Source organism: Aminobacter sp. NyZ550 (assembly GCF_025628925.2).
In the GTDB taxonomy this organism is placed as follows: Bacteria; Pseudomonadota; Alphaproteobacteria; order Rhizobiales; family Rhizobiaceae; genus Aminobacter; species Aminobacter ciceronei.
In genome coordinates this window covers 4,365,059-4,386,399 of record NZ_CP114190.1, presented here as the reverse complement: position 1 = coordinate 4,386,399, position 21,341 = coordinate 4,365,059, and the positions used below count along the sequence as shown (strand labels likewise).

General features: G+C 64.9%; 20 protein-coding genes. 15 read left to right on the top strand and 5 right to left on the bottom strand.

The window, feature by feature from the left end; genetic code table 11:
• Nucleotides 1-100: 100 nt before the first annotated feature.
• Nucleotides 101-409 (bottom strand): twin-arginine translocation signal domain-containing protein, encoded by a 309-nt coding sequence (locus tag N7E70_RS21730; protein ID WP_263007600.1) that lies wholly within the window; start codon nucleotides 407-409, stop codon nucleotides 101-103.
• A gap of 449 nt (nucleotides 410-858) precedes the next feature.
• On the opposite strand from N7E70_RS21730, the gene N7E70_RS21725 reads away from it, so the two are divergent.
• Complete coding sequence (locus N7E70_RS21725; protein ID WP_263007599.1) at nucleotides 859-1,833, top strand: glycine reductase; 975 nt, start codon at nucleotides 859-861, stop codon at nucleotides 1,831-1,833.
• A gap of 231 nt (nucleotides 1,834-2,064) precedes the next feature.
• On the opposite strand, the gene N7E70_RS21720 is transcribed toward N7E70_RS21725, so the two are convergent.
• A complete protein-coding gene (locus N7E70_RS21720) occupies nucleotides 2,065-2,760 on the bottom strand; it encodes a DUF1194 domain-containing protein (RefSeq protein WP_263007598.1) in 696 nt (231 codons plus the stop codon).
• A gap of 552 nt (nucleotides 2,761-3,312) precedes the next feature.
• On the opposite strand from N7E70_RS21720, the gene N7E70_RS21715 reads away from it, so the two are divergent.
• Nucleotides 3,313-4,461, top strand: a complete 1,149-nt coding sequence (locus tag N7E70_RS21715; protein WP_263007597.1) for an amidohydrolase — start codon at nucleotides 3,313-3,315, stop codon at nucleotides 4,459-4,461.
• A 277-nt stretch (nucleotides 4,462-4,738) separates the two neighbouring features.
• Here the strand turns inward: N7E70_RS21715 and N7E70_RS21710 are convergent, their stop codons facing one another.
• Entirely contained in the window at nucleotides 4,739-5,899 is a 1,161-nt protein-coding gene (locus N7E70_RS21710; protein ID WP_263007596.1) for an N-acetylneuraminate epimerase, read from the bottom strand.
• Nucleotides 5,900-6,331: 432 nt separating this feature from the next.
• Between N7E70_RS21710 and N7E70_RS21705 the strand changes: the two genes are divergently transcribed.
• From N7E70_RS21705 to N7E70_RS21665, 9 genes are all read left to right on the top strand, one after another.
• A complete protein-coding gene (locus tag N7E70_RS21705) occupies nucleotides 6,332-7,063 on the top strand; it encodes a FadR/GntR family transcriptional regulator (protein ID WP_182575366.1) in 732 nt (243 codons plus the stop codon).
• The gene (locus N7E70_RS21700) at nucleotides 7,060-8,646 is read left to right on the top strand and encodes an ABC transporter substrate-binding protein (protein WP_263007595.1); all 1,587 of its coding nucleotides are present in this window, start codon (nucleotides 7,060-7,062) and stop codon (nucleotides 8,644-8,646) included. The genes N7E70_RS21705 and N7E70_RS21700 overlap by 4 nt, the downstream gene beginning before the upstream one ends.
• A 191-nt stretch (nucleotides 8,647-8,837) precedes the next feature.
• Nucleotides 8,838-9,797 (top strand): ABC transporter permease, encoded by a 960-nt coding sequence (locus tag N7E70_RS21695; protein ID WP_067963766.1) that lies wholly within the window; start codon nucleotides 8,838-8,840, stop codon nucleotides 9,795-9,797.
• Nucleotides 9,763-10,671: an ABC transporter permease gene (locus N7E70_RS21690; protein ID WP_183194966.1), complete on the top strand. Its 909-nt coding sequence runs from the start codon at nucleotides 9,763-9,765 to the stop codon at nucleotides 10,669-10,671. The genes N7E70_RS21695 and N7E70_RS21690 overlap by 35 nt, the downstream gene beginning before the upstream one ends.
• A 23-nt stretch (nucleotides 10,672-10,694) precedes the next feature.
• Nucleotides 10,695-11,612, top strand: a complete 918-nt coding sequence (locus N7E70_RS21685) for a dihydrodipicolinate synthase family protein (RefSeq protein ID WP_263007594.1) — start codon at nucleotides 10,695-10,697, stop codon at nucleotides 11,610-11,612.
• 8 nt (nucleotides 11,613-11,620) lie between these two features.
• Nucleotides 11,621-12,637 (top strand): ABC transporter ATP-binding protein, encoded by a 1,017-nt coding sequence (locus N7E70_RS21680; protein WP_263007593.1) that lies wholly within the window; start codon nucleotides 11,621-11,623, stop codon nucleotides 12,635-12,637.
• The gene (locus N7E70_RS21675) at nucleotides 12,634-13,587 is read left to right on the top strand and encodes an ABC transporter ATP-binding protein (protein ID WP_263007592.1); all 954 of its coding nucleotides are present in this window, start codon (nucleotides 12,634-12,636) and stop codon (nucleotides 13,585-13,587) included. Before N7E70_RS21680 ends, N7E70_RS21675 begins: the two co-directional genes overlap by 4 nt.
• A 225-nt stretch (nucleotides 13,588-13,812) precedes the next feature.
• Nucleotides 13,813-14,778, top strand: a complete 966-nt coding sequence (locus N7E70_RS21670) for a Gfo/Idh/MocA family protein (protein WP_263007591.1) — start codon at nucleotides 13,813-13,815, stop codon at nucleotides 14,776-14,778.
• Nucleotides 14,779-14,931: 153 nt separating this feature from the next.
• On the top strand, nucleotides 14,932-15,918 hold the full coding sequence (locus tag N7E70_RS21665) for a Gfo/Idh/MocA family protein (RefSeq protein ID WP_263007687.1): 987 nt from the start codon (nucleotides 14,932-14,934) through the stop codon (nucleotides 15,916-15,918).
• Between the two features lie 70 nt (nucleotides 15,919-15,988).
• On the opposite strand, the gene N7E70_RS21660 is transcribed toward N7E70_RS21665, so the two are convergent.
• Entirely contained in the window at nucleotides 15,989-16,681 is a 693-nt protein-coding gene (locus tag N7E70_RS21660; protein ID WP_263007686.1) for a DUF899 domain-containing protein, read from the bottom strand.
• Between the two features lie 14 nt (nucleotides 16,682-16,695).
• A complete protein-coding gene (locus N7E70_RS21655; RefSeq protein ID WP_263007590.1) occupies nucleotides 16,696-16,989 on the bottom strand; it encodes a hypothetical protein in 294 nt (97 codons plus the stop codon).
• Between the two features lie 100 nt (nucleotides 16,990-17,089).
• Here N7E70_RS21655 and N7E70_RS21650 point away from each other — a divergent pair, with 100 nt between their 5' ends.
• The 4 genes from N7E70_RS21650 (at nucleotide 17,090) to N7E70_RS21635 (ending at nucleotide 21,316) form a co-directional block, all read left to right on the top strand.
• Entirely contained in the window at nucleotides 17,090-18,310 is a 1,221-nt protein-coding gene (locus N7E70_RS21650) for a helix-turn-helix domain-containing protein (RefSeq protein ID WP_263007589.1), read from the top strand.
• A 9-nt stretch (nucleotides 18,311-18,319) separates the two neighbouring features.
• Entirely contained in the window at nucleotides 18,320-18,952 is a 633-nt protein-coding gene (locus N7E70_RS21645) for a Vgb family protein (protein ID WP_263007588.1), read from the top strand.
• Between the two features lie 414 nt (nucleotides 18,953-19,366).
• On the top strand, nucleotides 19,367-19,855 hold the full coding sequence (locus tag N7E70_RS21640; RefSeq protein ID WP_263007587.1) for a hypothetical protein: 489 nt from the start codon (nucleotides 19,367-19,369) through the stop codon (nucleotides 19,853-19,855).
• 342 nt (nucleotides 19,856-20,197) lie between these two features.
• A complete protein-coding gene (locus N7E70_RS21635; RefSeq protein ID WP_263007586.1) occupies nucleotides 20,198-21,316 on the top strand; it encodes an AAA family ATPase in 1,119 nt (372 codons plus the stop codon).
• The last annotated feature ends 25 nt before the right edge of the window (nucleotides 21,317-21,341 follow it).

The window sequence follows — 21,341 nt, the reverse complement described above, 5'->3', positions numbered from 1 at the left end:
CTCAGCGACCGGCGCTCGGCTCGCCGGTCGCGATCTTTCCATTCGGCATGGTTGCAAGGCGCGGCCCGCCCCTGGACAGGGGCGGGCCCGACGCCGTCAGCTACCAGTGGCGATACCAGACCCAGACACGCCGCCTGTAGCAGCGCGTCACGCGGCGGCCGCGGTACCAGTGGCGGCGGCAGAAGCGGCGCCAGACGCGGCGCCGGCGCGGCCGGCGGTGCCAGCGGCGGTGGTTGACGGGTGTCGCTTGCTCACGGTTTTCCTCGCGCTCGGGCTGGGCATCGAGCTCGTCAAGGATGCCGCGCGGCGTGGAGCGCAGCGGCAAGGCCTGGATCGGCTGGGCGAAGCTGGTTGCGGCGGCGACGCCGGCCACGGCGAGCATGCCGGTCAAGAATGATCGACGGTCCATTGGAACCTCCTGAAAAGTCGACATGACATGTTGGTCAACCGGCTTTCGGGCGGATGGTTCCTTGACGGGGGCACGCCGGCGGTGCGCCGGCCGGCCTGAGGTGCCGGGTTTCGTGGCTGAAATCGCGACGCTGCCGGCGGCTCGGTGGGCCGGCCGCGGGGCGCGGCCGAGCGCGCCGACAACGCCGCGATGTGGGGGATGCAGATGGTGCGGCGATGCGGGGCGCGCCAGCCGGGGGCGGGTGCGACCGGCTGCTTGCCATCCCGGACAATCGGCAACGCGGCTTGGGGCACCATGGCAGCCTCGGCGCGACCCGGCCAGGCCATTCGGCGGCCCCGCCCGAACGACCGGACCGGCGCGACGGGCTGCGGCTTGCAGATTTCATTAGCGCCAACGTCCGCTCCTGATATCAATAGGGCATAGTCGTTTGACGGAGCGATCTTGCAGCGATGACGAGCGCGCATGACGACAGGTTCGGTTTCGCGTCTGCCGATGATGCGCCGATCCCTTACATGCAACGAATCCGCGATTATTATCTGGCGCTTGGCTATGGCGAGCCATACAGGTGGGCACATTACGCCACCGTGCCGTTTCAGCCGCTGCAAAAGCCGCTGAAGCACTGTCGCGTGACCATCGTCACGACGGCAGCGCCCTATCAGCCCGGCAAGGGAGATCAGGGACCCGGCGCGGCCTACAACGCTGCGGCGAAGTTCTACACCGTCTATTCCGGCGATAGCTCCCAGGACCACGATCTGCGCATTTCGCACGTCGCCATTGACCGGAAGCACACCACGGCGGAGGATTCCGGCACTTACTTTCCGCTGCCGGAAATGCGTCGCGCGGCGGAGCGCTGCCGTACCGGGCCAGTGGCGCCGCGTTTTCACGGGCTTCCAACCAACCGCAGCCATCGCACGACACTTGAAGTCGACTGTGCGGAAATCGTAACGCGCTGCCGCAGCGATGCCGTCGACGCGGCCATCCTGGTCGCCAATTGCCCCGTTTGCCACCAGAGCGTCAGCCTTGCCGCCCGCGCGCTGGAAACCAGCGGCATCGCCACCGTCGTGATGGGCTGCGCCAAGGATATCGTCGAGTTCGTCGGCGTGCCGCGGTTTGTGTTTTCGGATTTTCCGCTTGGCAATGCCGCGGGGCGGCCCAATGATCCGGCTTCTCAAGCCGCAACGCTGCAGCTTGCCCTTGACGTGCTCGAGCGCGCGCCCGCTGCCCGTACGACCGTGCAATCGCCGCTGGTGTGGGGTGCAAGCCCCGACTGGAAGCTCGACTACCAGAATGTCGACCGTATCTCCGCCGAGGAGATTGCGCGCCGTCGCGCCGAGTTCGACAAAGGCAAGGCCCTGGCCAGGACGCTGCGCGAAAACGCCAAGCCAGACACACCTGCCGTGCCCACGCAGGATCCGCCTGCCTGACCAAGCCGTCTGGAATGCCTGGCCCGCCTCTGCGGAGCGGCGTGAGCCAGGTTCGACGTCACCAAAAGGTCGTTCGACGCAGCCGGCCATGTCGGCCGAGACAGGCGCCAGCTACGGACCGTGATGCGAAGCAAGGGATCGGCCGGGCAATGGCTGGGCCGACCGCTGCGCAGTTTTCCTCGAACTGCTCCGGTCCTGGACGTGCTCCGGTCCTCGACGTGCTCCGGGCAACTAGCGGTGGGCTAGCATTGTGTTGCCGGGCGAGCTGGGCGACTGGCTTATTTCTCTCACCATCTTCCACCTGAGCGCCAGCGCATAGTCGCGCGGGCTGGACAGCGGCATGACGAAGGCGTTTGGACCGCCAATCACACTGTCGGCGAAATACCGGGTGAGATCGCGTGGAATGCCGCGTATCAGTTCCGGCAGAGCGATTGCGTTGATCGTGCAGCCATTGGCGATCGCCCGCAGCCGGCTTTCTTCAACCGGCACGCCATCATTGTTGGTGCCGTTGGCCGAGATGTCGATGATCTTGCGGGCGGCATGCCCAGGGTAGCTCTCAAGCAGCAGAACGCCCAGATCGATGGCGAACGAAATGGATGTCGCACAATAGGTATGACATCCATAACCCTTGTCGCCCTCGTTGCGGATGCCGGATGCGACAGCTTGCGCGTCCGCGCCGCCGCAGACGCTTGTCCACGGCACCACCAGGCGCATTTGTCCCTGGCTCGACCATTCGACATAGGTGATGGCGATGCAGCCGCTACGGCTGCGGGCAATGGTCGCGAGAACCTCGGGCGAGGAGATCGCTGCGGCATGGCCGTCGCGCTGCAGGGCGGCCGTGGTCGGATCGATGGATGCCGAGACATCGACTGCGAACACGATCGCGGTGTCCACATGGGTGGCATGTGCCGGCGGAGGCAGCATCATGCCTGCGAGTATCGCCAGTGACCGGCCCAGGGCGTTCGCGGCCGCAACTGGAACCGCAACGACGCCCGCCGGTCGAAACCCGTCAACGCCCATCTTGCCCCCCAATCCCTCGGGTGACCAGGTCGGATGCTACGCCACATGCTGGATGCCTGACAGGTGACCGAAGGAGCTAGCTGCAGGCGGATGGCGGGCAGGCGGATAGCGGGCGGCGCGTAGCGACCACACGGGATGCAGGCAGAGTGTTCGTCCCCTGGCCGCAGCCTTCCTTTCGCTTTCCAGGCAGGCGTCATGATTTGCCGATACGCGATGTGGGCCGCCGTTCGGAACGTGCCGCTTGGCTCAAGCCGACAAGGCCCATCTCTCCAATCGGCTTGAGCCAAGCGCGGCCATCCTCGCGCTGGCACAGGCGTTGCAACCGCTGCGCCACCATGCCGGATCGAACCGAAGCGGTTATGGTCGTGGGTGGAGCAGGGCGGTCGCAGCCTCCGGAGCCGTTCGAGCGGCCATCATGGCCGGCCGTCACGACCAGCATATCAGCGGGAGAAGTTCGAATTGACCCTGACCAATCACGATGTGGTGGAACTGACGGCCTGGCGCAGGTTGTTGCATCAGCAGCCCGAGATCTCCAACGAGGAAAAAAACACCGCAGCAGCGGTGGTGGCGTTTCTGCGCGACAGCGGGCCCGACAAGGTGCTGACCGGGATCGGCGGACATGGCGTCGCTTTGGTCTATGGCGGTGCAGCACCGGGGCCGACGGTGCTGTTTCGCTGCGAGCTCGATGCGCTGCCGATCGAGGAACTGTCCGGTGTGGCGCACGCCTCGCGTGTGCCCGGCACCTCGCATATGTGCGGCCATGACGGGCATATGGCGATCCTGGCCGGGCTCGGCCGGCGGCTGGGGCGCAAACGCCCGGCACGCGGCCGCGTCGTCCTGATGTTCCAGCCGGCCGAAGAAACCGGCGACGGAGCGGCCGCCGTTATCGCTGATCCGCGTTATCAGGAGATCGCGCCGGACTTTGCCTTTTCGCTGCACAATCTGCCCGGCGTGCCGCTCGGCGACGTCAGGCTCAAGGCCGGCACCGTCAACTGCGCCTCGCGCGGCATGCGGGTGCGGCTCAAGGGCAAGACCGCGCACTCCTCCATGCCCGAGACCGGCACCTCGCCCCGTCTTGCCGTGGCGGCGCTGATCACCGCATTTCCCGGCCTGGGCAGAGCGACGTTTGCCGATGATGCTTTTCGCATGGTCACCGTCACCCATGCGACGATGGGCGAGGCGGTGTTCGGCATCGCGCCTGGTTATGCCGAGGTCTGGGCGTGCCTGCGGACCCGGCAGGACGATGCCATGGCGAGCCTGTGCCAGGCGGCCGAACAGCTGGTGGCGGAAACGGCAGGGGCGTCTGGCCTCGACCACGCCGTTAGCTACCACGAGATCTTCGTCGCCAGCGTCAATGCCGAGGATGCCGTCGAGCATCTCAGGCAGGCGCTTGATATGGAGGGCATAAGCCACAGCGAAGAGGCCCTGCCGATGCGGGCCTCGGAAGATTTCGGCCTGTTCGGCCGCTCGGCCAGCTCGGCGATGTTTTTCCTCGGCGCCGGTGAGGCGCACCCGTCGCTGCACAATCCCGACTATGATTTTCCCGACGATTTGATCCCGATCGGGGTGCGGGTCTTTGCCCGGCTCGCCGATGATCTGCTCGGCTAGGCAGCCAGCGCCTTTTCCTGCGTCGAAACAAAGGGATGGCGGGGTTTTGCGATTCAAGGCATGAGCGGAATCGCTGTGACCGCTTGCCGGCAAGGAAGGTGTAGGTGCGCGGCAGACGTTCTGAACCGTCTGTGCACTGCCGCCAGGTCACGGCAGGCGTCCCCGGGTCTTCGCGGCGGAGCTGCGCTCCTGTTCCGCCCTGGATGACGAAGGGCGGCGCCGGCCGAGCGGCAGGCGTCGCCCCCGCCAAAGAAGAGCGACGACGGCCTGGCTGCGATCAGTGTTCGAATGACAGCGCCTTGCCGTCCCATTTGATGAGGAAGACCTCGCGGCGCGGTGTGGCCTCGCCGTCCTCGCCGCCGACGACGAGCAGGCCGCCGGATACAGGGAACGAGGCGCCATAAGCGAGCCCGGTCGGCAGTTTTCCGACCTCCTGCCAATGCTTGCCGTCAGGGGCGTTGCCGTCATAGGCGTAGACTTCGTCGCGCCAGCCTTTCTTCAGCCCGTCATGGGCGAACCACTTGCCATCGGCGGCATTGGCCTGGGCGCCGACGAAATTGGCGCCGCCGGCAACGAGAACGGCACCGCCGACGTCGCCGGCAAAGGCCCCGGCAACCCCTTCCTGGCGGTCGTTTGCTTCAGGGCTGGGCAGGTCGGCCAGCTCAAGCCATGAGGCCGACTGGCCTGAGATGCTGACCTTTTTGACCTCCGGCGTGCGCAGGCCCGGCTTGATCTCGCCGCTGATGAGGGTGAAGGCATCGTCGCCAAGAGCTGCCACCGCCGCGTCGCAATTGGGCAGGAACGGGCTGTCGCCGAGGCTGCTCCAGCTGTTGGCCCGGGGATCGTAGGACAGCAGCTCGGCATTCCAGCGATAGTCGGCGGGGGGCATGCCCATATAGGTCTCGACCAGCGTCCTGAAGCCGTCCGGGTTCGTCTCTTTGTCGGTGGCTGTGACCTTGGCGAGGTAATCGTCGAACAGCTCCTTGTTGTAGCCGCCGACAAGGGCGATGCGGCCGTCCTGCAGCGCCAGCGCCTTGGCGCCCGACAGGCCGACAGGCGTGGTGGTGTCGATCCTGCTCCAGCCGTCGGTATCAGGGTCATAGGCATAAACCGTGTCGAAGATGATGGCGGATTTTGCCTCGGCATCTGCCTTGCCGTTGCCGGAGAAGACGAAGATCCGGCCGCCCGACACCGCCGCCGCCGCGCCATTGGTGGCGGGGCCCGAAAATGCGGCGCGCTTGACCCAGCCGGCAGCGGGATCAGCGAGATCGAGCGCGTAGAAGTCGCTGCCCGCCGAGCCGAGCCCGACATAAAGCGTGTCGCCGACACGCGCAGCGATGCCGCTCTTGATGCCGACGGGCAGGTCCGGCCAGGCCTCGGCGGCGATCGCCGTCCCCATGGTGAGGGAAGAGGAGAGGGAAAGGGCTGTGGCGGTCATGACGGCTCTCAACAGGGATTTGCGGGGCAGGGGCGATCTGCGGGGCAGGGGCGAACGGGACGCTTTGCTGGGCATGTGGGCACTGCTCTCCTTGGTTGTTGCGTGCAGGCGCGGCCGACGCAGCGCGCCGGCGGGCAGGGCTGCTGTCTTGGGCGGCGGCTTCGGCAGAAGCGGCGCAGCGTCGCCGGCCGGTAGGGGTTCCGGCCGGCGGCCTCCGGCGGGTCGGTGCGGCTGGTCAGCTGTGGACGACGGAGCGCTGGCCGGCACGTGGCGGCGAATGGACTTCGGTCCTCCAGGCATCTGCGCTATCCCTCGGGTGGAAATGAGCAACAAGTGGGCATTCCAATATCCTGTTGACAGATATCCTACAAGTGGGTAATCACTTCACCGGTAGCTGTTTTTCGGAACGCCCACAGGCAACCGGAGACGAAGATGAGCCTGAAATCGATCAAGCCGTTGAAGCGCGCGCCGCTTCTGCATGTGTCCGTGCAGGAGAGCCTGCGCGCCTATATCGACGACAACGGCCTAGCCGCCGGAGCACCTCTGCCGCCGGAAGGCGAGCTTGCCACCCAGCTCGGCGTCAGCCGCAACTCGGTGCGCGAGGGCATCAAGGCGCTGGAGTCGCTCGGCGTGCTCGAGTCCAGGCGCGGCATCGGCGTCTTCGTCAAGGCGTTCTCCTTCGAGCCGCTGCTCGAAAACCTCGCTTATGGCCTGGGCGATGCGCTGAAGCAGATCGAGGAGGTCATCACCATCCGGCGCACGCTGGAGGTCGGCCTCATCGACAGGACGCTGGAACTGATCGGCAAGGACGACATCGCCGAGCTGCGCGAGACGCTCGACAAGATGAAGGCGCTGGCCGAACGCGGCGAGAGCTTTCCCGACGAGGACCGCCACTTCCACTATCTGTTGTTCCGCTGCCAGGACAACGAGGTGCTGTCGCGCCTGATCGAGGTGTTCTGGCTCGCCTTCTACAAGGCCTCCGACTTCGTCAACCTCGACAATGCCGACCCTGTCCAGACCTGGCGCGACCACGCGGCCATCGTCGACGCGGTTGAAGCAGGCGATCTCGCCGCCGCCAAGGACCGGCTCGCCAACCATTATGCCGGCATCACCAAAGTGATCGCCGACAACAAGACACATCAATCAAACGGGAGGAGTACATGAACTACAGGACGATGATCTCGGCGCTTGCCTTGTCGGCGGCGCTCTTTGCAGGTGCCGCCACCACGGCCGCGCCGGCCAATGCCCAGGGGGCAACGATCTCGGGCGGCTTCGATGTCGGCCCCGGCGGCTTCCAGGGCAATTTCAACCCGCTGGCCGCCACCGGCGGCTTCACCTGGCTGGTCACCTATTTCGAGCCGCTGGTGATCTATGACGACAAGCTCGCCAAAATCATCGGCGCGCTAGCCGACAGCTACGAGGTCAGCGCCGACCAGAAGGCCTACACCTTCAAGCTCGCCGACACCAAATGGCACGACGGCAAGCCCTTCACCGCAAAAGACGTGAAGTTCACCATCGAGCTCGCCAAGAACGACAAGGCAGGCTCGGTGTTTGCCGCCCGCCTCGGCGCCATTGAAACCGTCGAGACCCCCGACGACCGCACCGTGATCGTCAAGCTGAGCACCGCCACGCCGAGCATGCTCGACACGCTGACCAAGCTGATGATGCTGCCCGAGCATGCGCTCGCCGCCATCCCTGTGGAACAGATCGCCAAGAATGCCTGGTGGTCGACGCAGCCCGTCGGCACGGGGCCGTTCAAATTCACCAAATATGTCGCCGACCAGTATGTCGAGCTCGCCGCCAACCCCGATTTTCACGGCGGCAAGCCGGCGGCGGAAAAACTGATCAACCGCTATTTCGCCAATCCGGCAGCGGCCATCGCAGCGCTCCGCGCCGGCGAGATCCAGTTCACCTATGTCGATTCCAACGACGTCTCGACCTTCACCGGCGACAACGCCTTCACCGTCATCGAGGGCGACTCCTATGTCGTCAACTATGTCGGCTTCAACCAGGAAGTGCCTTTGTGGAAGGACCTCAAGGTCCGCCAGGCCTTCATGCATGCCATCAACCGCGACGCCATCATCCAGAGCCTCTATGGCGGCGCCGCCAAGCCGGCCAACTGCGTCTATGTCGCCGACCGGCTGGTGCCCCAGGGCATCGACCAATACGCCTATGATCCCGAGAAGGCCAAGCAACTGCTCGCCGAGGCCGGCTGGGACAAGATCAACGGCGACAAGCCGATCACCATCCTGACCTATTACACCTCGCCGCTCGCCACCAACGTGCTGGCCGCCATGCAGGCGATGCTGGCCCAGGTCGGCATCAACATCGTGCCGCGCGCCGTGGACACGCCGACCTACAATTCGATCGTCTACCAGCAGTCGGGCAATGCAGGCGACTTCCCGCTGATCTATGCCGGCCTGCAGAACGGTCCCGACGCCTCGAACATCAATATCGGCCTCAACGAAAAGCAGATCCCGCCGGCCGGCGCCAATCTGATGCGCATCCGCATGCCCGAGGTGACCAACGCGCTCGATGCAGCACTTGCCGAGACGGATGCCGCCAAGCGCGACGCCCGCTACCAGGACGTCTGCAAGGCGACCAACGCCAACCTGCCCTGGGGCACGATGTGGGTCGCCAACCGCTACGGCGTGGCCTCGAGCAAGCTGAAGGACTTCGTCTGGACGCCGGCGCCGGCCGGTGGTCCCTACCAGGCCCACCCGGAAAAGTGGTCGATCGCCGAATAGGCCAACTCCTCCCTCGGGGGGGCGGCCATCCCAGTGGCCGTCCCCCCCATTTTTTCCGGACGCTTTTTCCTCCCGGAAGCTTGTTCCCCCTGGACGCCAGCTTCTTGCTGGAGCCCGTTTCTTGCTGGATGCCCGTTTCTTGCTGGATACTTGCCGCCGCTGGCCTGGCTATCCCTAGACAGAGAGCCCCAATGCTCCGCTATTGCCTCAATCGCCTGTTGATCGGGCTCGGCATGCTGCTCGCACTGACAGTGCTGATCTTCGTCTTGCTGCAGCTGACGCCGGGCGATCCGATCGACGCCTATATCGACCCCAACGTCGCCATGTCGAAGGAGGCGATGGACGCGCTTCGTGCGCAGCTCGGCCTCGACCGGCCGCTGCCGGTGCAATATCTCGCCTGGCTGTCGCAGGCCGTGCAAGGCAATCTCGGCCACTCGCTGCAGCGTTTCAACGAGACGGTGTCAGGCCTGATCGTCTCGCGCATCGGCCCGACGCTGCTTCTGATGGGCGCCGGCTTGGCGATCGCCATCGTTGTCGGCATCGCCTCGGGCATCGTCAGTGCCGTGCGCCGCAACTCCTTGCCCGACTATTCCTTTTCGGTGCTGGCGCTGCTCGGCATTTCGAGCCCGGCCTTCCTGACCGCCTTTCTTGGCCTGTACCTGTTTTCGGTCAGGCTGAAATGGGCGCCGTCCGGCGGCATGCTGACGCCGGCCAGCGATTTCTCGATCGCCGACCTGTTGCACCACCTGATCCTGCCGGCCTGCGTTCTGTCCATCGGCCATGCCGCGCTGATCATGCGCTACATGCGCGCCTCGATGCTCGAAGTGCTGAACCAGGATTATGTCCGCACGGCCCGCGCCAAGGGCGTCAAGGAGTTCTGGGTGGTGACCAAACATGCCTTGCGCAACGCGCTTCTGCCCGTCGTCACGCTGATCGGCTCGACGATCGGCCTCGCCGTCGGCGGCGCCATCTTCATTGAAAGCGTGTTCAACTGGCCTGGCATGGGCCTGCTTCTGATCAGCGCGGTCGAAACCCGCGACTATCCCGTCATCATGGGCGCCACGCTGGTCATCGGCGCCTGCGTCATCGTTGTCAACATTCTGACCGACCTTGCCTATGCGGTCATCGACCCGCGCATCCAGGTGGCCTGACATGAGCGTTCTGACCCTGTCCTCGACCGGCCCGATGGCCCGTGCCTATAACCGCTTCACCCAGAACCGGGCGGCCCTGTTCGGCACGGCGCTGCTTCTGCCGATGCTCGTTGCCGTGCTGAGCTATCCTTTGTGGCTGCCCTACAAGCCCAACGACATCGACCTTCTGGCGATGAACGGCGCCCCGTCCTTGAAACACTGGTTCGGCAGTGACGGCGTCGGCCGCGACGTGCTGGCCCGCACACTGGAGGGCGGCCGCATCTCGCTTCTGGTGGCGGTCTCCTCGGTGGTGCTGTCGACTGGCATCGGCTTCCTCGTCGGCGCGATCTCGGCCTTTGGCGGCCGCTGGGCCGATGCGCTGGCCATGCGCTCCGTCGACCTTGCCATGACGCTGCCGCCGGTCATCTTCCTGCTCGTGCTCGCCTCCATCGTCGGTTCGGGCATCTGGTCGACGGTCGTCGTCATCGCCCTTCTGTCCTGGCCGGTGCTGTCGCGCATGATCCGCGCCCGGCTGCTCGAACTGCGCGAACGTGAATTCGTCATGGCCTCGCGCGGCATGGGGGCGGGCCTCGGCCATCTCCTGTTCCGCCACGGCCTGCCCAACTCGATCGACATCCTCGTCGTCTACGCCACGCTGCAGGTCGCCAACGCCATCCTGCTCGAGGCCGGCCTGTCCTTCCTCGGCCTCGGCGTGCCGCCGCCGGCGGCCAGCTGGGGCAACATGCTGAACGCCGCGCGCTCGACGGCGGTGCTCGAACAATTCCCCTGGCAATGGCTGTTCCCCGGCGCGGCACTGGTCCTTGTCGTGCTGGCCATCAACTTCATCGGCGACGGGTTGCGAGACGCCTTCGACCCTCGCGCCGACCTCAACTAACCCTCTGGAAGAGAAGCAAAAAAATGTCCAAATTCTTCGGTGTCGTTCCGCCCGTCGTCACCCCCCTCAACGATGATTTTTCCGTCGACTACGCGTCCTACACACGTGTCCTCGACTATCTCATCGACAATGGCTGCCACGGCCTGTTTCCGCTCGGATCGACAAGCGAGGTGGTGTTTTATGACGATGCCGAGCGCCGCAAGATCCTCGAACACACGGTCAAGGTCGCCAATGGCCGCGTGCCGGTCATTGCCGGTGTCATCGACCCGACCACCGACCGCGTCATCCGCCACGCGCAGACCGCAAGGGATGTCGGCGCCGACGCCGTCGTCGTCACCGCACCTTTCTACACCATCACCAGCCAGGCCGAGACGCTCGACCACTTCCGCATCATCCGCGACGCCGTCGACATTCCGCTGATTGCCTATGACATTCCGGTCTGCGTCCACAGCAAGCTCGCCCGCCAGACGGTTGTGACGCTGGCGAGAGAAGGCACCATCATCGGCCTCAAGGACTCCTCCGGCGACGACGGCAATTTCCGCTATGCACTGAGCGACCTTGCCGACACCAAGGACGTGTTCCTGATGACCGGCTCCGAGATCGTCGTCGACAATGCCTTGCAGATGGGCGCGCATGGCGTCGTGCCCGGCCTCGCCAATGTCGATCCGGCCGGTTACGTCAGGCTCTGGAACCACGCCCGGAAAGGCGACTGGGAGGCCGCGCGCAAGGAGCAGGAGCGGCTCTGCCGCCTGTTCGAGATCGTCTGGGTCGCCGCCGGCCGCGTCAGCGGTGGCGCGTCAGGCGTCGGCGGCTTCAAGACCGCGATGCGCAGCCTGGGTATCATTTCGACCAATGTCATGGCGCGTCCGCGCGCAGCACTCAACGACATGGAGACCGCCCGGATCGACGAGATCCTGCGCTCGGTCGGCCTGCTCAACTGAGGCGTCCGATGCGCACCGAACCCATCCTCGAGATCAAGGGCCTGAGAACCGTGTTCCGGGTGCGCGGCCGCGAGATCGCCGCCGTCAACGGCATCGATCTTGTCGTGCATGCCGGCGAAACGGTGGCGCTGGTCGGGGAATCGGGTTCGGGCAAGTCGGTCACCAGCCTGTCGGTGATGCGGCTTTTGGCCCGCGGCATCGGCGCGATCGATGCCGGTGAGATGCTGTTCCGCGGCAAGGACGGCAATGTCCGCGACCTCGTCAGCCTCGACGAGGAAGCGATGCGCCGCATCCGCGGCAACGACATCGGCATGGTCTTCCAGGAGCCGATGACCAGCCTGAACCCGGTCTACAGCATCGGCGACCAGATCTCGGAATCGCTCAGGGTGCATCGCGGCACCGGCCGGCGTGCCGCGCTGGAGGCTGCGGTCGCCCTGCTCGACAAGGTCGGCATTCCCGATGCCCGCCGCCGTGCCGGCCAGTACCCGCATGAGCTGTCGGGCGGCATGCGCCAGCGCGCCACCATCGCCATGGCGCTGGCCTGCGACCCGACGCTTCTGATCGCCGACGAGCCGACGACGGCGCTCGACGTCACCATCCAGGCGCAGATCCTCGACCTGCTGCAGGGCCTGCAGCGCGAGCGCGGCATGGGCGTTTTGTTCGTCACCCACAATCTCGGCGTCGTCGCCGAGATCGCCGACCGGGTGGCTGTCATGTATGCCGGCCGCATCGTCGAATGCGGCCCGGTGGCCGAGGTGTTCCGCAATCCGCGCCACCCCTATACGCTCGGCCTGCTGAACTCGATGCCGCGGCTGGGTGCGGCGAGCGCCATGAAGCGCGCCGGCGAGAAGCTGAACGCCATTCCCGGCATGGTGCCGAGCCTCGCCGACATGCCCGCAGGCTGTGCCTTTGCGCCACGCTGCGGTTTTGCCATCGAGGCATGCCGCGACAAAATTCCCGAACTCGAAAGCGTCGCTGCCGGCCATGGCAGCCGCTGCATCCGCTGGCAGGAGATCGCCCGATGATGTCTCAGCCGCTTCTTTCGGTCCGTGGCCTCGCCAAACATTACCAGACGCGCGGCGCGACCTTGAAGATCCTCGAAGACATCTCCTTCGACGTCGCCAAGGGCGAGGTTGTCGGGCTCGTCGGCGAGTCCGGCAGCGGCAAGACCACCATTGGGCGCTCGGTGCTCCGGCTGATCGAGCCGACGGCGGGCGAGGTCAGCTTCGACGGCACCGACATCACAAAACTGTCCAATGGCGAGATGCGGCGCCGGCGGCCGCGCATGCAGTACATCTTCCAGGATCCTTATGCCTCCTTGTCGCCGCGCATGACCATCGGCGAGATCCTGACCGAGGGCCTGAAAATCCAGGGCATCGGCACCAAGGCGGAGCGGCTGGAGCGGGCGAAGACGGCGCTCGAACAGGTCGAACTGCCGGCAGACGCCATCAACCGCTACGCCCACGAATTCTCCGGCGGCCAGCGCCAGCGCATCGGCATCGCCCGGGCGCTGACGCTGGCGCCCGAATTCATCGTCGCCGACGAACCGGTCTCGGCGCTCGACGTGTCGATCCAGGCGCAGGTGATCAACCTGCTGCGCGACCTGCAGCAGCGGCTCGGCCTGACAATGCTGTTCATCTCGCACGACCTCGCCGTGGTCGAATATATCTGCGACCGCGTCATCGTGCTCTATCTCGGCCGCATCATGGAGATCGCCGCAAGCGAGGATCTTTATGCCAGGCCCGAGCACCCCTACACCCGGGCGCTGATGTCGGCGATCCCGTCGCCGGACCCGGAGGCGAAGAGAGAGCGTGAGATTCTCAAGGGCGACATTCCGAGCCCGGCCAATCCGCCCAGCGGCTGCGTCTTCCGCACCCGCTGCCCCAGCGCGCTCGACGCCTGTGCAACAGCAGCACCGCAGCTGCGCGAGGTCAGGCCGGGCCATTTCAAGGCCTGCATCCGCGATGATCTCTAGCGCAGGAAAACTGCGCAGCGCTTTTCCCTAGGAGCTGCGCAAAGACAAAAGCGCAATTCCAGGAAAACTGCGGTGGCTTTGCCAAGGAAGTGCGCAAAAACAAAGAGTTAGACCGTCGTGTGAAACCTTTTCCATCAGCTGTCCAGCCGCTGCCTTGAGCCGCCGTCCTGGGCCGGTATCCCAGGTCGCGCCGTTCAGGCGGTCGTTTTTAGTGTGAGGTCCCCGATGAATTTGTCCTTCTTGGGTGTCGGCCACTGGCATGCGACGATGCATGGCGAAGCGGCGATCGCCGCAGGCGCCGGCATTGCCTGGGCATGGGACCCCGCGCCCGCGGCGGCCGCCGGTTTCGCCGAAAAGTTCGGCTGTCCTGTCGCGCCGAGCCTGCAGGTCGCGCTGGAAGGTGCCGATCTGGCCGTCGTCATGGGCCGGCCGTTCGAAATCGTCGAGCGCGGTCTCGAGGTCATCGAGGCCGGTGTGCCGCTGCTGCTCGAAAAACCGCTCGGCATTTCGGCTGAAGCCGCCGACGCGCTGATCACGGCGGCACAGCGCAAGGGCGTCTTCGCCGCCATGGCCTTGCCGCACGGCATGGCGATGCTGGCGGCCCTTGGCGATCTCGATGCCGCAGGGCGGCGCGGGCCGATCTCGCATTCGCATTTCCGCCTGATCAACGGGCCGCCGCAACGTTATGTCGACGACGGCGTCGCCTGGGTGCTGGATCCCGGGATCGGCGGCGGCGGCGCGCTCAGAAATCTCGGCATCCACGGCATCAATGCCTTCCTGATGCTGGCGGCCGGGCAGGAGGTCGAGATAGCAAGCGCCTCGTTCGGCCGACCGCTTCACGGAACCAAGGTCGAAGACTACGCGGCAATCGTGCTGCGCGCCGCCGACGGCATGCTCGGGCTGATCGAAGCCGGTTACACCTTTGCCTCGATGAAACGCGGCCTCTTCGAATGGCGTGTCTCCGCTGCGAATGCCACGCTGAGCGACCTCGGCGACCGGCTGGCGCTGTCGACCCTCGATGACGAGAAACAGACCGACCTGCCGGCGACGCCTATCGCCCGCCGTTATCACGACGTCATGGCTGACACCCTGCAGCGCCTGGCCGCCGGCCGGCCGCCGGCGGTGTCGCTCGCCGACGCCAGGCGCGCCATGGCCATCATCGACCGCTGCTACGCACTGGAACGGGCGTGAGCATTGGGGGCATGTCCATGGCAGACATGACCGTGGGGGCATGACAATGGGGGCAGACATGACAACGGCAGGCGTGACCGTCGCAGGCACGGGCAGGGGAGCACGACCATGACGAGCAGGATCGGGGCAGGCATGACACCGGGGGGCATGACCATGCTCGGGATCGGCATCATCGGCGCCGGCCATTTTGGCGCGGCCCATGCGCGTGCCTTGCGTGACGTCGAGGGCGCGCGCCTCGTTGCCTCCTGCCGCAACGATGTCGACGGGCTCGCGGCCTTCACCGGGGAATTCGGCGGCAAGGGCCATCTCGACTATCGCGAGCTGCTCGCCGATCCTGACGTCGACGCCGTGGTGGTGGCGCTGCCGCACCATCTTCACACCGAGGTCGCCATTGCCTGCGCTCAGGCCGGCAAACACATCATGGTCGAAAAGCCGATGGCGCCGACCGTCGCCGAGTGCCGGCGCATCATGGCTGCGGCAAAAGCCGCCGGTGTTGTGCTGATGCCCGGCCACACCATGCGTTTCACCTTGCCGTACCTCGCTGCCCGGCGCCTGATCGACGAGCGTGGACTGGGGGCCATGCGTTACGGCTCGAGCCGCATGGTCAAGCTCTGGATGGAAGGCAACCGCCGCGACTGGCACCTCGACCCAGTGACCGGCGGCGGCATGCTGTTCACCGCTGGCATTCATGCGCTCGATAGGCTGCTGGCATTTGCCGGCCGCCGCGCCACCCATGTCAGCGCCATCACCACAACGACCTTCCACCAGCAGAAGGCCGACGACGTAGCCCTTCTGCTGCTGCGCTTCGGCGACGAGGCCGTCGGCCAGGTCGCCAGCATCGGTTATGCCGACGGCGCCTTCATCTCGGGCGACGAACTGGCCTTCGATCGCGGTGTGCTCACTGTCGATTTCTTCAACGGCGTGACCCTCGGCCGCGACCAGACATGGCAGAAGGTCGAAAACTCGATCGAAGCGGATGTCGCCGGCCGCGGCCTCGTCCGCCAATGGCAGGCCTTTATCAAGGCCATAAGCGACGGCACCACGCCGCCCGTGACAGCCGAAGACGGCCTGCACGTCGTCGCCTGCATAGAGGCCGCCTTCAAGGCCTCGCGCGAACGCCGGGAAGTGGCGGTGGAGTAGGGGGCGTCGAAGCAATCCGGCGATCCCCTCATGTTCGCGCTGCCATCCGGTCGTCGTGCCGCTGGGGCGGTCAGGCGTAGCGATCGTGGCGGCGCACCCAGTCCATTCCCTCGGCCTCGTTGCGCCCCTTCGGCGCGAGATCGAGCATGTTGTAGGTGCCCATCATCACCTCGACGCCGCGCCCGTAGGTGGAGTAGGTGCGGAAGATCTCGCCCGCCTCGTCCTTGTAGAAGGCGCTGACGCCGGGCCATTCCTCGCCGGTTTCCCGCCATTCGCCGAAATTGTAGTCTATATGTCCGCTGGCGACCTCCTCGGCCGTGAAGCTGACGCGGAAGTCGAAGTTGAAGTCGTTGCCGAGGGATGACACCCATTTGAACTGCCAGCCCATGCGTTTGCGGTAGCGCTCGATCTCGGCAAGCGGCGCGCGCGAGACGGCGAGCATGGTGACGTCGTGATGCGCCAGATGCCTGTTCATGCCATCGGTGTGATCGGCCATGTAGGAGCAGCTCGGGCAGCCTTCCTTCCACCCCGGCGCGAACATGAAATGCTGCACCAGAAGCTGCGACCGACCGTCGAAGAGATCGGCCAACCTGCGCGGACCCTCCGGCGTGTCGAACACATAGTCCTTGTCGATGCGCACCCAGGGCAAAGAGAGCCGCTCGCGGGCGACCTTGTCGCGATGACGCGTCAGCTCCTTCTCCGCTTTCAAGAGGTCTCGGCGGGCAGTCAGCCAGTCATCGTGCGAAACAACAGCGTGTTGCACAGAGTGTTGCATTGTCAGTCTCCTTCGGTTTGGGTGACGGGTGTAGTGGGGTGCTGCGAACGGGAGGAAAGGAGCTTCATCCACGGCGACAGGTGAAACAGGCTCATCAGCACGTACATGAGGGCCATGTCGTTGATCGGCGCGAAGGCCGAGGCTGCCGAGCACATCGTCATGCCGGGCGAGCCGACGGCGGAAATCCAGGCCATCAGCGCGCAGGTCGGCGCGACGGCGAGACCAAGCCAACCGGCAGCGTCGATCGTTGCCCTCGGCGACGAAGCGGCCTTTTCTGGTGCTGCGCGCATCGTCATGACAGGTCCTCTCATCCAATTCGCCGTTTCAGCGGTTGCGATACGAACAGGCTAGCGCGGGCACGGGGCAGGTGAGAGTTACAAAGGTGACGGGATTTTCATGGACCAGCTGATCACTGCCGCCGCACAGGCGCTCTCGGCCGGCGATCCTCTCGCTGCGCTGAAACGGGTCGCCTTGCGCGATGACCCGCCGGCGCTGGCGTTGCGCGGCATCGCCATGGCGCAACTCGGCGACCTCGCGCGCGCCAGGGAGCTTCTGCGCTGCGCGGCGCGTGGCTTCGGCCCAAAAGAACCTTTGGCCCGAGCGCGTTGTGCCTTGGCCGAAGCCGAAATCGCGCTTGTGTCGCGTGATCTCGGCCGATCCCTGCAAACGCTCGATGCGGCGCGCAGGGTGCTCGAAGCATCAGGTGACCGCAGGAACGCAGCCCATGCCTGTTATCTCCAGGCCCGGCACCTTCTCCTGATCGGCCGCCTGGATGACGCCGAAGCGGTGCTCGCTGCGTTCGACGCCGCTGCCCTGCCGCCCGCGTCGCTGGTCGGGCGCGAACTGGTGGTGGCGGGCATAGCCATCCGACGCATCGAGACCAGGCCGGCGAAGATCGCGCTGGAACGGGCAGGACGGGCGGCAAAAGACGCGCGCATTCCGGCGCTCGCGGCCGAGGTCGACCAGGCCGTGCGGGCATTCGTTGCACCGACGGCGCGCCTGGTCAGCCGCGGCGTCGGGCGGCTCCTCGATCTCGAAGAGGTCGAAAATTTATTGGCCTCCGATACGCTTGTCGTCGACGCTTGCCGCAACGTGGTGCGCAGAGGGACAAAGCTGGTTCCGCTCGCCAGCCGTCCCGTCTTGGTCGCCCTTTTGCGTGCGCTCGCCGAGGCTTGGCCGGACGATGTGGCGCGCGAAACACTGCTCAGACGCGCTTTTGGGGCACGGCATGCCGACGAGGCGCACCGTGCGCGGCTGCGCGTCGAAATCGCCCGGCTGCGCGAGGCGATCAGGCCGCTGGCGGCGCTGAGCTCGACCCGGGACGGCTTCGTTCTGCGGCCTCACGCAACAGCCGATGTTGCCGTGCTGGCGCCGCCCGTCGAAAGCGATCACGGCCAAGTGCTCGCTCTGCTCGGCGACGGCGAGGCCTGGTCGAGTTCGGCATTGGCGCTCGCCTTGAGCGTGAGCCCGCGCACGGTGCAGCGGGCGCTCGAACAGCTTGCCCATGACGGCAAGGTCGAGGCCTTCGGACGCGGGCGGGCCCGCCGCTGGATCGCGTCAAGCGTGCCCGGTTTCCCGACAAGCTTGTTGCTCCCCGCCACCGGCATTTCCGGTTAGTATGAGGGCATGAAACAGTCGACCGCCGAAATCATCCGGGACTATGGTCCCTTTGCCGATGTGGACGACGTCGCCGGGGTCAGCTTCGACGGCAATCAGGTCTGGTTCGCAAGCGGCGACAGGCTGAATGCCCTCGATCCCGAAAGCGGAGAGATCCTGCGATCGCTTGACGTCGCAGCCCATGCCGGAACCGCATTCGACGGCGAGCACCTGTATCAGATCGGCGATGCCTTAATCCGCAAGATCGATCCCAGGACCGGCGCGGTGATCGCCACGATCCCGGCGCCCGGGGATGGCGGCGACTCGGGCCTGGCCTGGGCGGAGGGCTCGCTCTGGGTCGGGCAGCATCGTGGCCGCAAGATCCATCAGCTCGACCCCGTAACCGGAAAAGTGCTGCGCACCATCGAATCCGATCGCTTCGTCACCGGCGTCACCTGGGTCGATGGCGAGCTCTGGCATGGCTCCTGGCAAGACAGCGGCAGCGATCTCCGCCGCATCGACCCCGAAACGGGCGACGTGCTCGAGCAACTCGACATGCCGGCCGGCATAGGCGTTTCCGGGCTTGAATCCGATGGCGGCGACCGCTTTTTCTGCGGCGGCGGCAACAGTGGAAAAGTCAGAGCCGTTCGCCGGCCCAGGTAGTCTTGAGTGAGCGGGGGCCAAAGCCCGGAGAATGGCCAGAAGCTGACGGACAGAAAATCACCCGCGAAAGACACGCAAGCTATCGCGGGCGACGAAGTGGCCGTCGGCGCCGCGTCGGACAACGTCAAATGTCGTTTCGGTGCGCTAGGAGCAGCGCGTCCGGCAGGCATCTCCAAACCCAAAGCGCCACTGCTGGCCGTGGGTCTCTCAGCGGACTGAATGGAGCATCGCTGCAGTGACATGAAGGAAATTCTGGTCATCCTTTACGCCGAATTAATCATGCATTGGATGGAAAGCGAGTCGACTACGGCGAATTTCTGCAGTCCTGGTGCACCGCTTTTGCCGCTGACTTAGTCCGCTACATTATGCATCTCTGTTCTTGATTTGTTTCTTTGATTCCGCTAGGTATGGATGATGAGCGATTTGGAATTGCGCCAATTTCATTCATTCCTCGAAGGATTGATCGACGAGGCCTTTCAGGGCGGTCGCTTCTCTGTCGACAAGATTGTGAACAAGGTAGTTGCTGAACATCCTGAGCGGCTTCAGAGCATCCGAACGCATCTTGATGTACTGGGCCTTCGAGCCCTTATTCGAAACAACTGCAGAGCGAAGAACAAGACGGGCGATCCGGAGCCGGACATGTTCGGTCATTACGGCCTCGGCAAGCGCGTCGCGGTTCCTTACATCGATGAACTAGGCAAGAACCGCTGGGATAGGAAGCCGCGCGGTGAACTGTCGTTCGATGACCTCGACCGGATACGCGCCAAGCGAGGTGGCCGACCAGCGAAGGTGTCGAAGGACCAGAAGGAACTCGACGAAATTGCTGTGCGGACTGAGCCATATCGTGGAATGACGAACAGGGTGGCCGACGCGCTTGCGATGGCGCAGCGTGACGGCAGGTGAGGGCGAGCAACGCTGTCCTCCAGCCCAAGGTCCTTCCCCTTGTCCTCCAGGCGCAACCGTTGATGCAACCCTTAGCGGCGCCCGCAAGACTCGTTCGTTATGACTGATGGAGAATCGTTCTAGAGTCCGAGTAATGCCATAGGCCGACAGCGCGGTCGATCCGGCACCGGTGGCTGTTCATGAATGGTGAAGGTGCCCGCGTGTACCTTCGCCAGAGAATCGTTTCTTGAAACCGGGAAATCGGGTGTACCCAAGTCCCGCGTTGTCGGAGTAGCGGTGGACGACGAAGACACGGTCGTAAAAAGTTAACATGAAACTCTAGTCATGGCTGCGGGTTTGCCTATGATCATCAAGGAAGCTTCACAGGGGACTATCGAGCAGATGCCACGCAACGAGCAGGCGCGGAAACGGGACGAGCGTGTCATAGACACGGGTCCGGCGCGCGCAGCACTGCAGGCGCTGTCCGCCGAAGCGCGCTCCCAGCAGCACATCGGTCTCGCCGACCGTCTCGAAAAGGCCGCTGCCGGCGTCCGCGCACCGCAGTCCAACACGCGGACGCGGACCGTTACGCTTCCGTCGGGCGTGGAAGGTTCGCTCGTCCAGATGGTTCCCCACCGAAAGCTAACGGATCTCGTGCTCCCACCGCATGCGACCGCCGAAATCCAAGAATTCATCGACGAATACGCGGAAATCGCTCTGCTTCGGTCCCACGGCCTCGAGCCTCGACACAAGGTTCTCCTCGTCGGCCCACCGGGCACTGGCAAGACGAGCCTCGCCGAGGTGCTCGCTGCTGAACTAAATCTGCCGTTCCTGGTCGTGCGCTACGATGGCCTGATTGCGAGCTACCTTGGCGAGACCGCCAGCCGATTGCGGAAGCTGACCGATTTCGTCTCCCAGCGCCCATGCGTCGTCTTCTTCGACGAGTTCGACACAGTCGGCAAGGAGCGCGGCGACGCCCAGGAGACGGGCGAGATCAAGCGCGTGGTAAGCTCGCTTCTGCTGCAGATGGATTCCATACCGAGCCACTGCGTCATCGTGTGTGCGACGAACCATCCAGAACTTCTCGACAGGGCCGTCTGGCGACGTTTCGAACTCCGTCTCGAGGTGCCGCTGCCAGGCCGAGATGAGATCGGCCGCTGGTTCCGCAGGCTCGTCAAGGATTTCGGGGGCAAGTGCAACGTAAGCGAGAGTTTATTCGTCGAATCGTTGCTCGGAATGAACTTTTCAGATATCGAATCCTTCACTTTGGACATCCGCCGCAAGCTGGTTCTGTCCCGAGGAAGGGTTTCGCCGGATCAGGCCATCCAGACGGCTTTAGCGAAGCTCGAGCAGACTAATTCGCATTTGGGGGATGCGGAAAATAGCCAACCGTCCTATCGTTCGAATCCGGCGCATCCAGCGCGTGCAAAAAAGAATCAAAAGCGGAAGAAGGATGATTCCGCCGAGGGCACTCTCATCTGAGAACCAGGCCAGGCGTCTCGGTCCA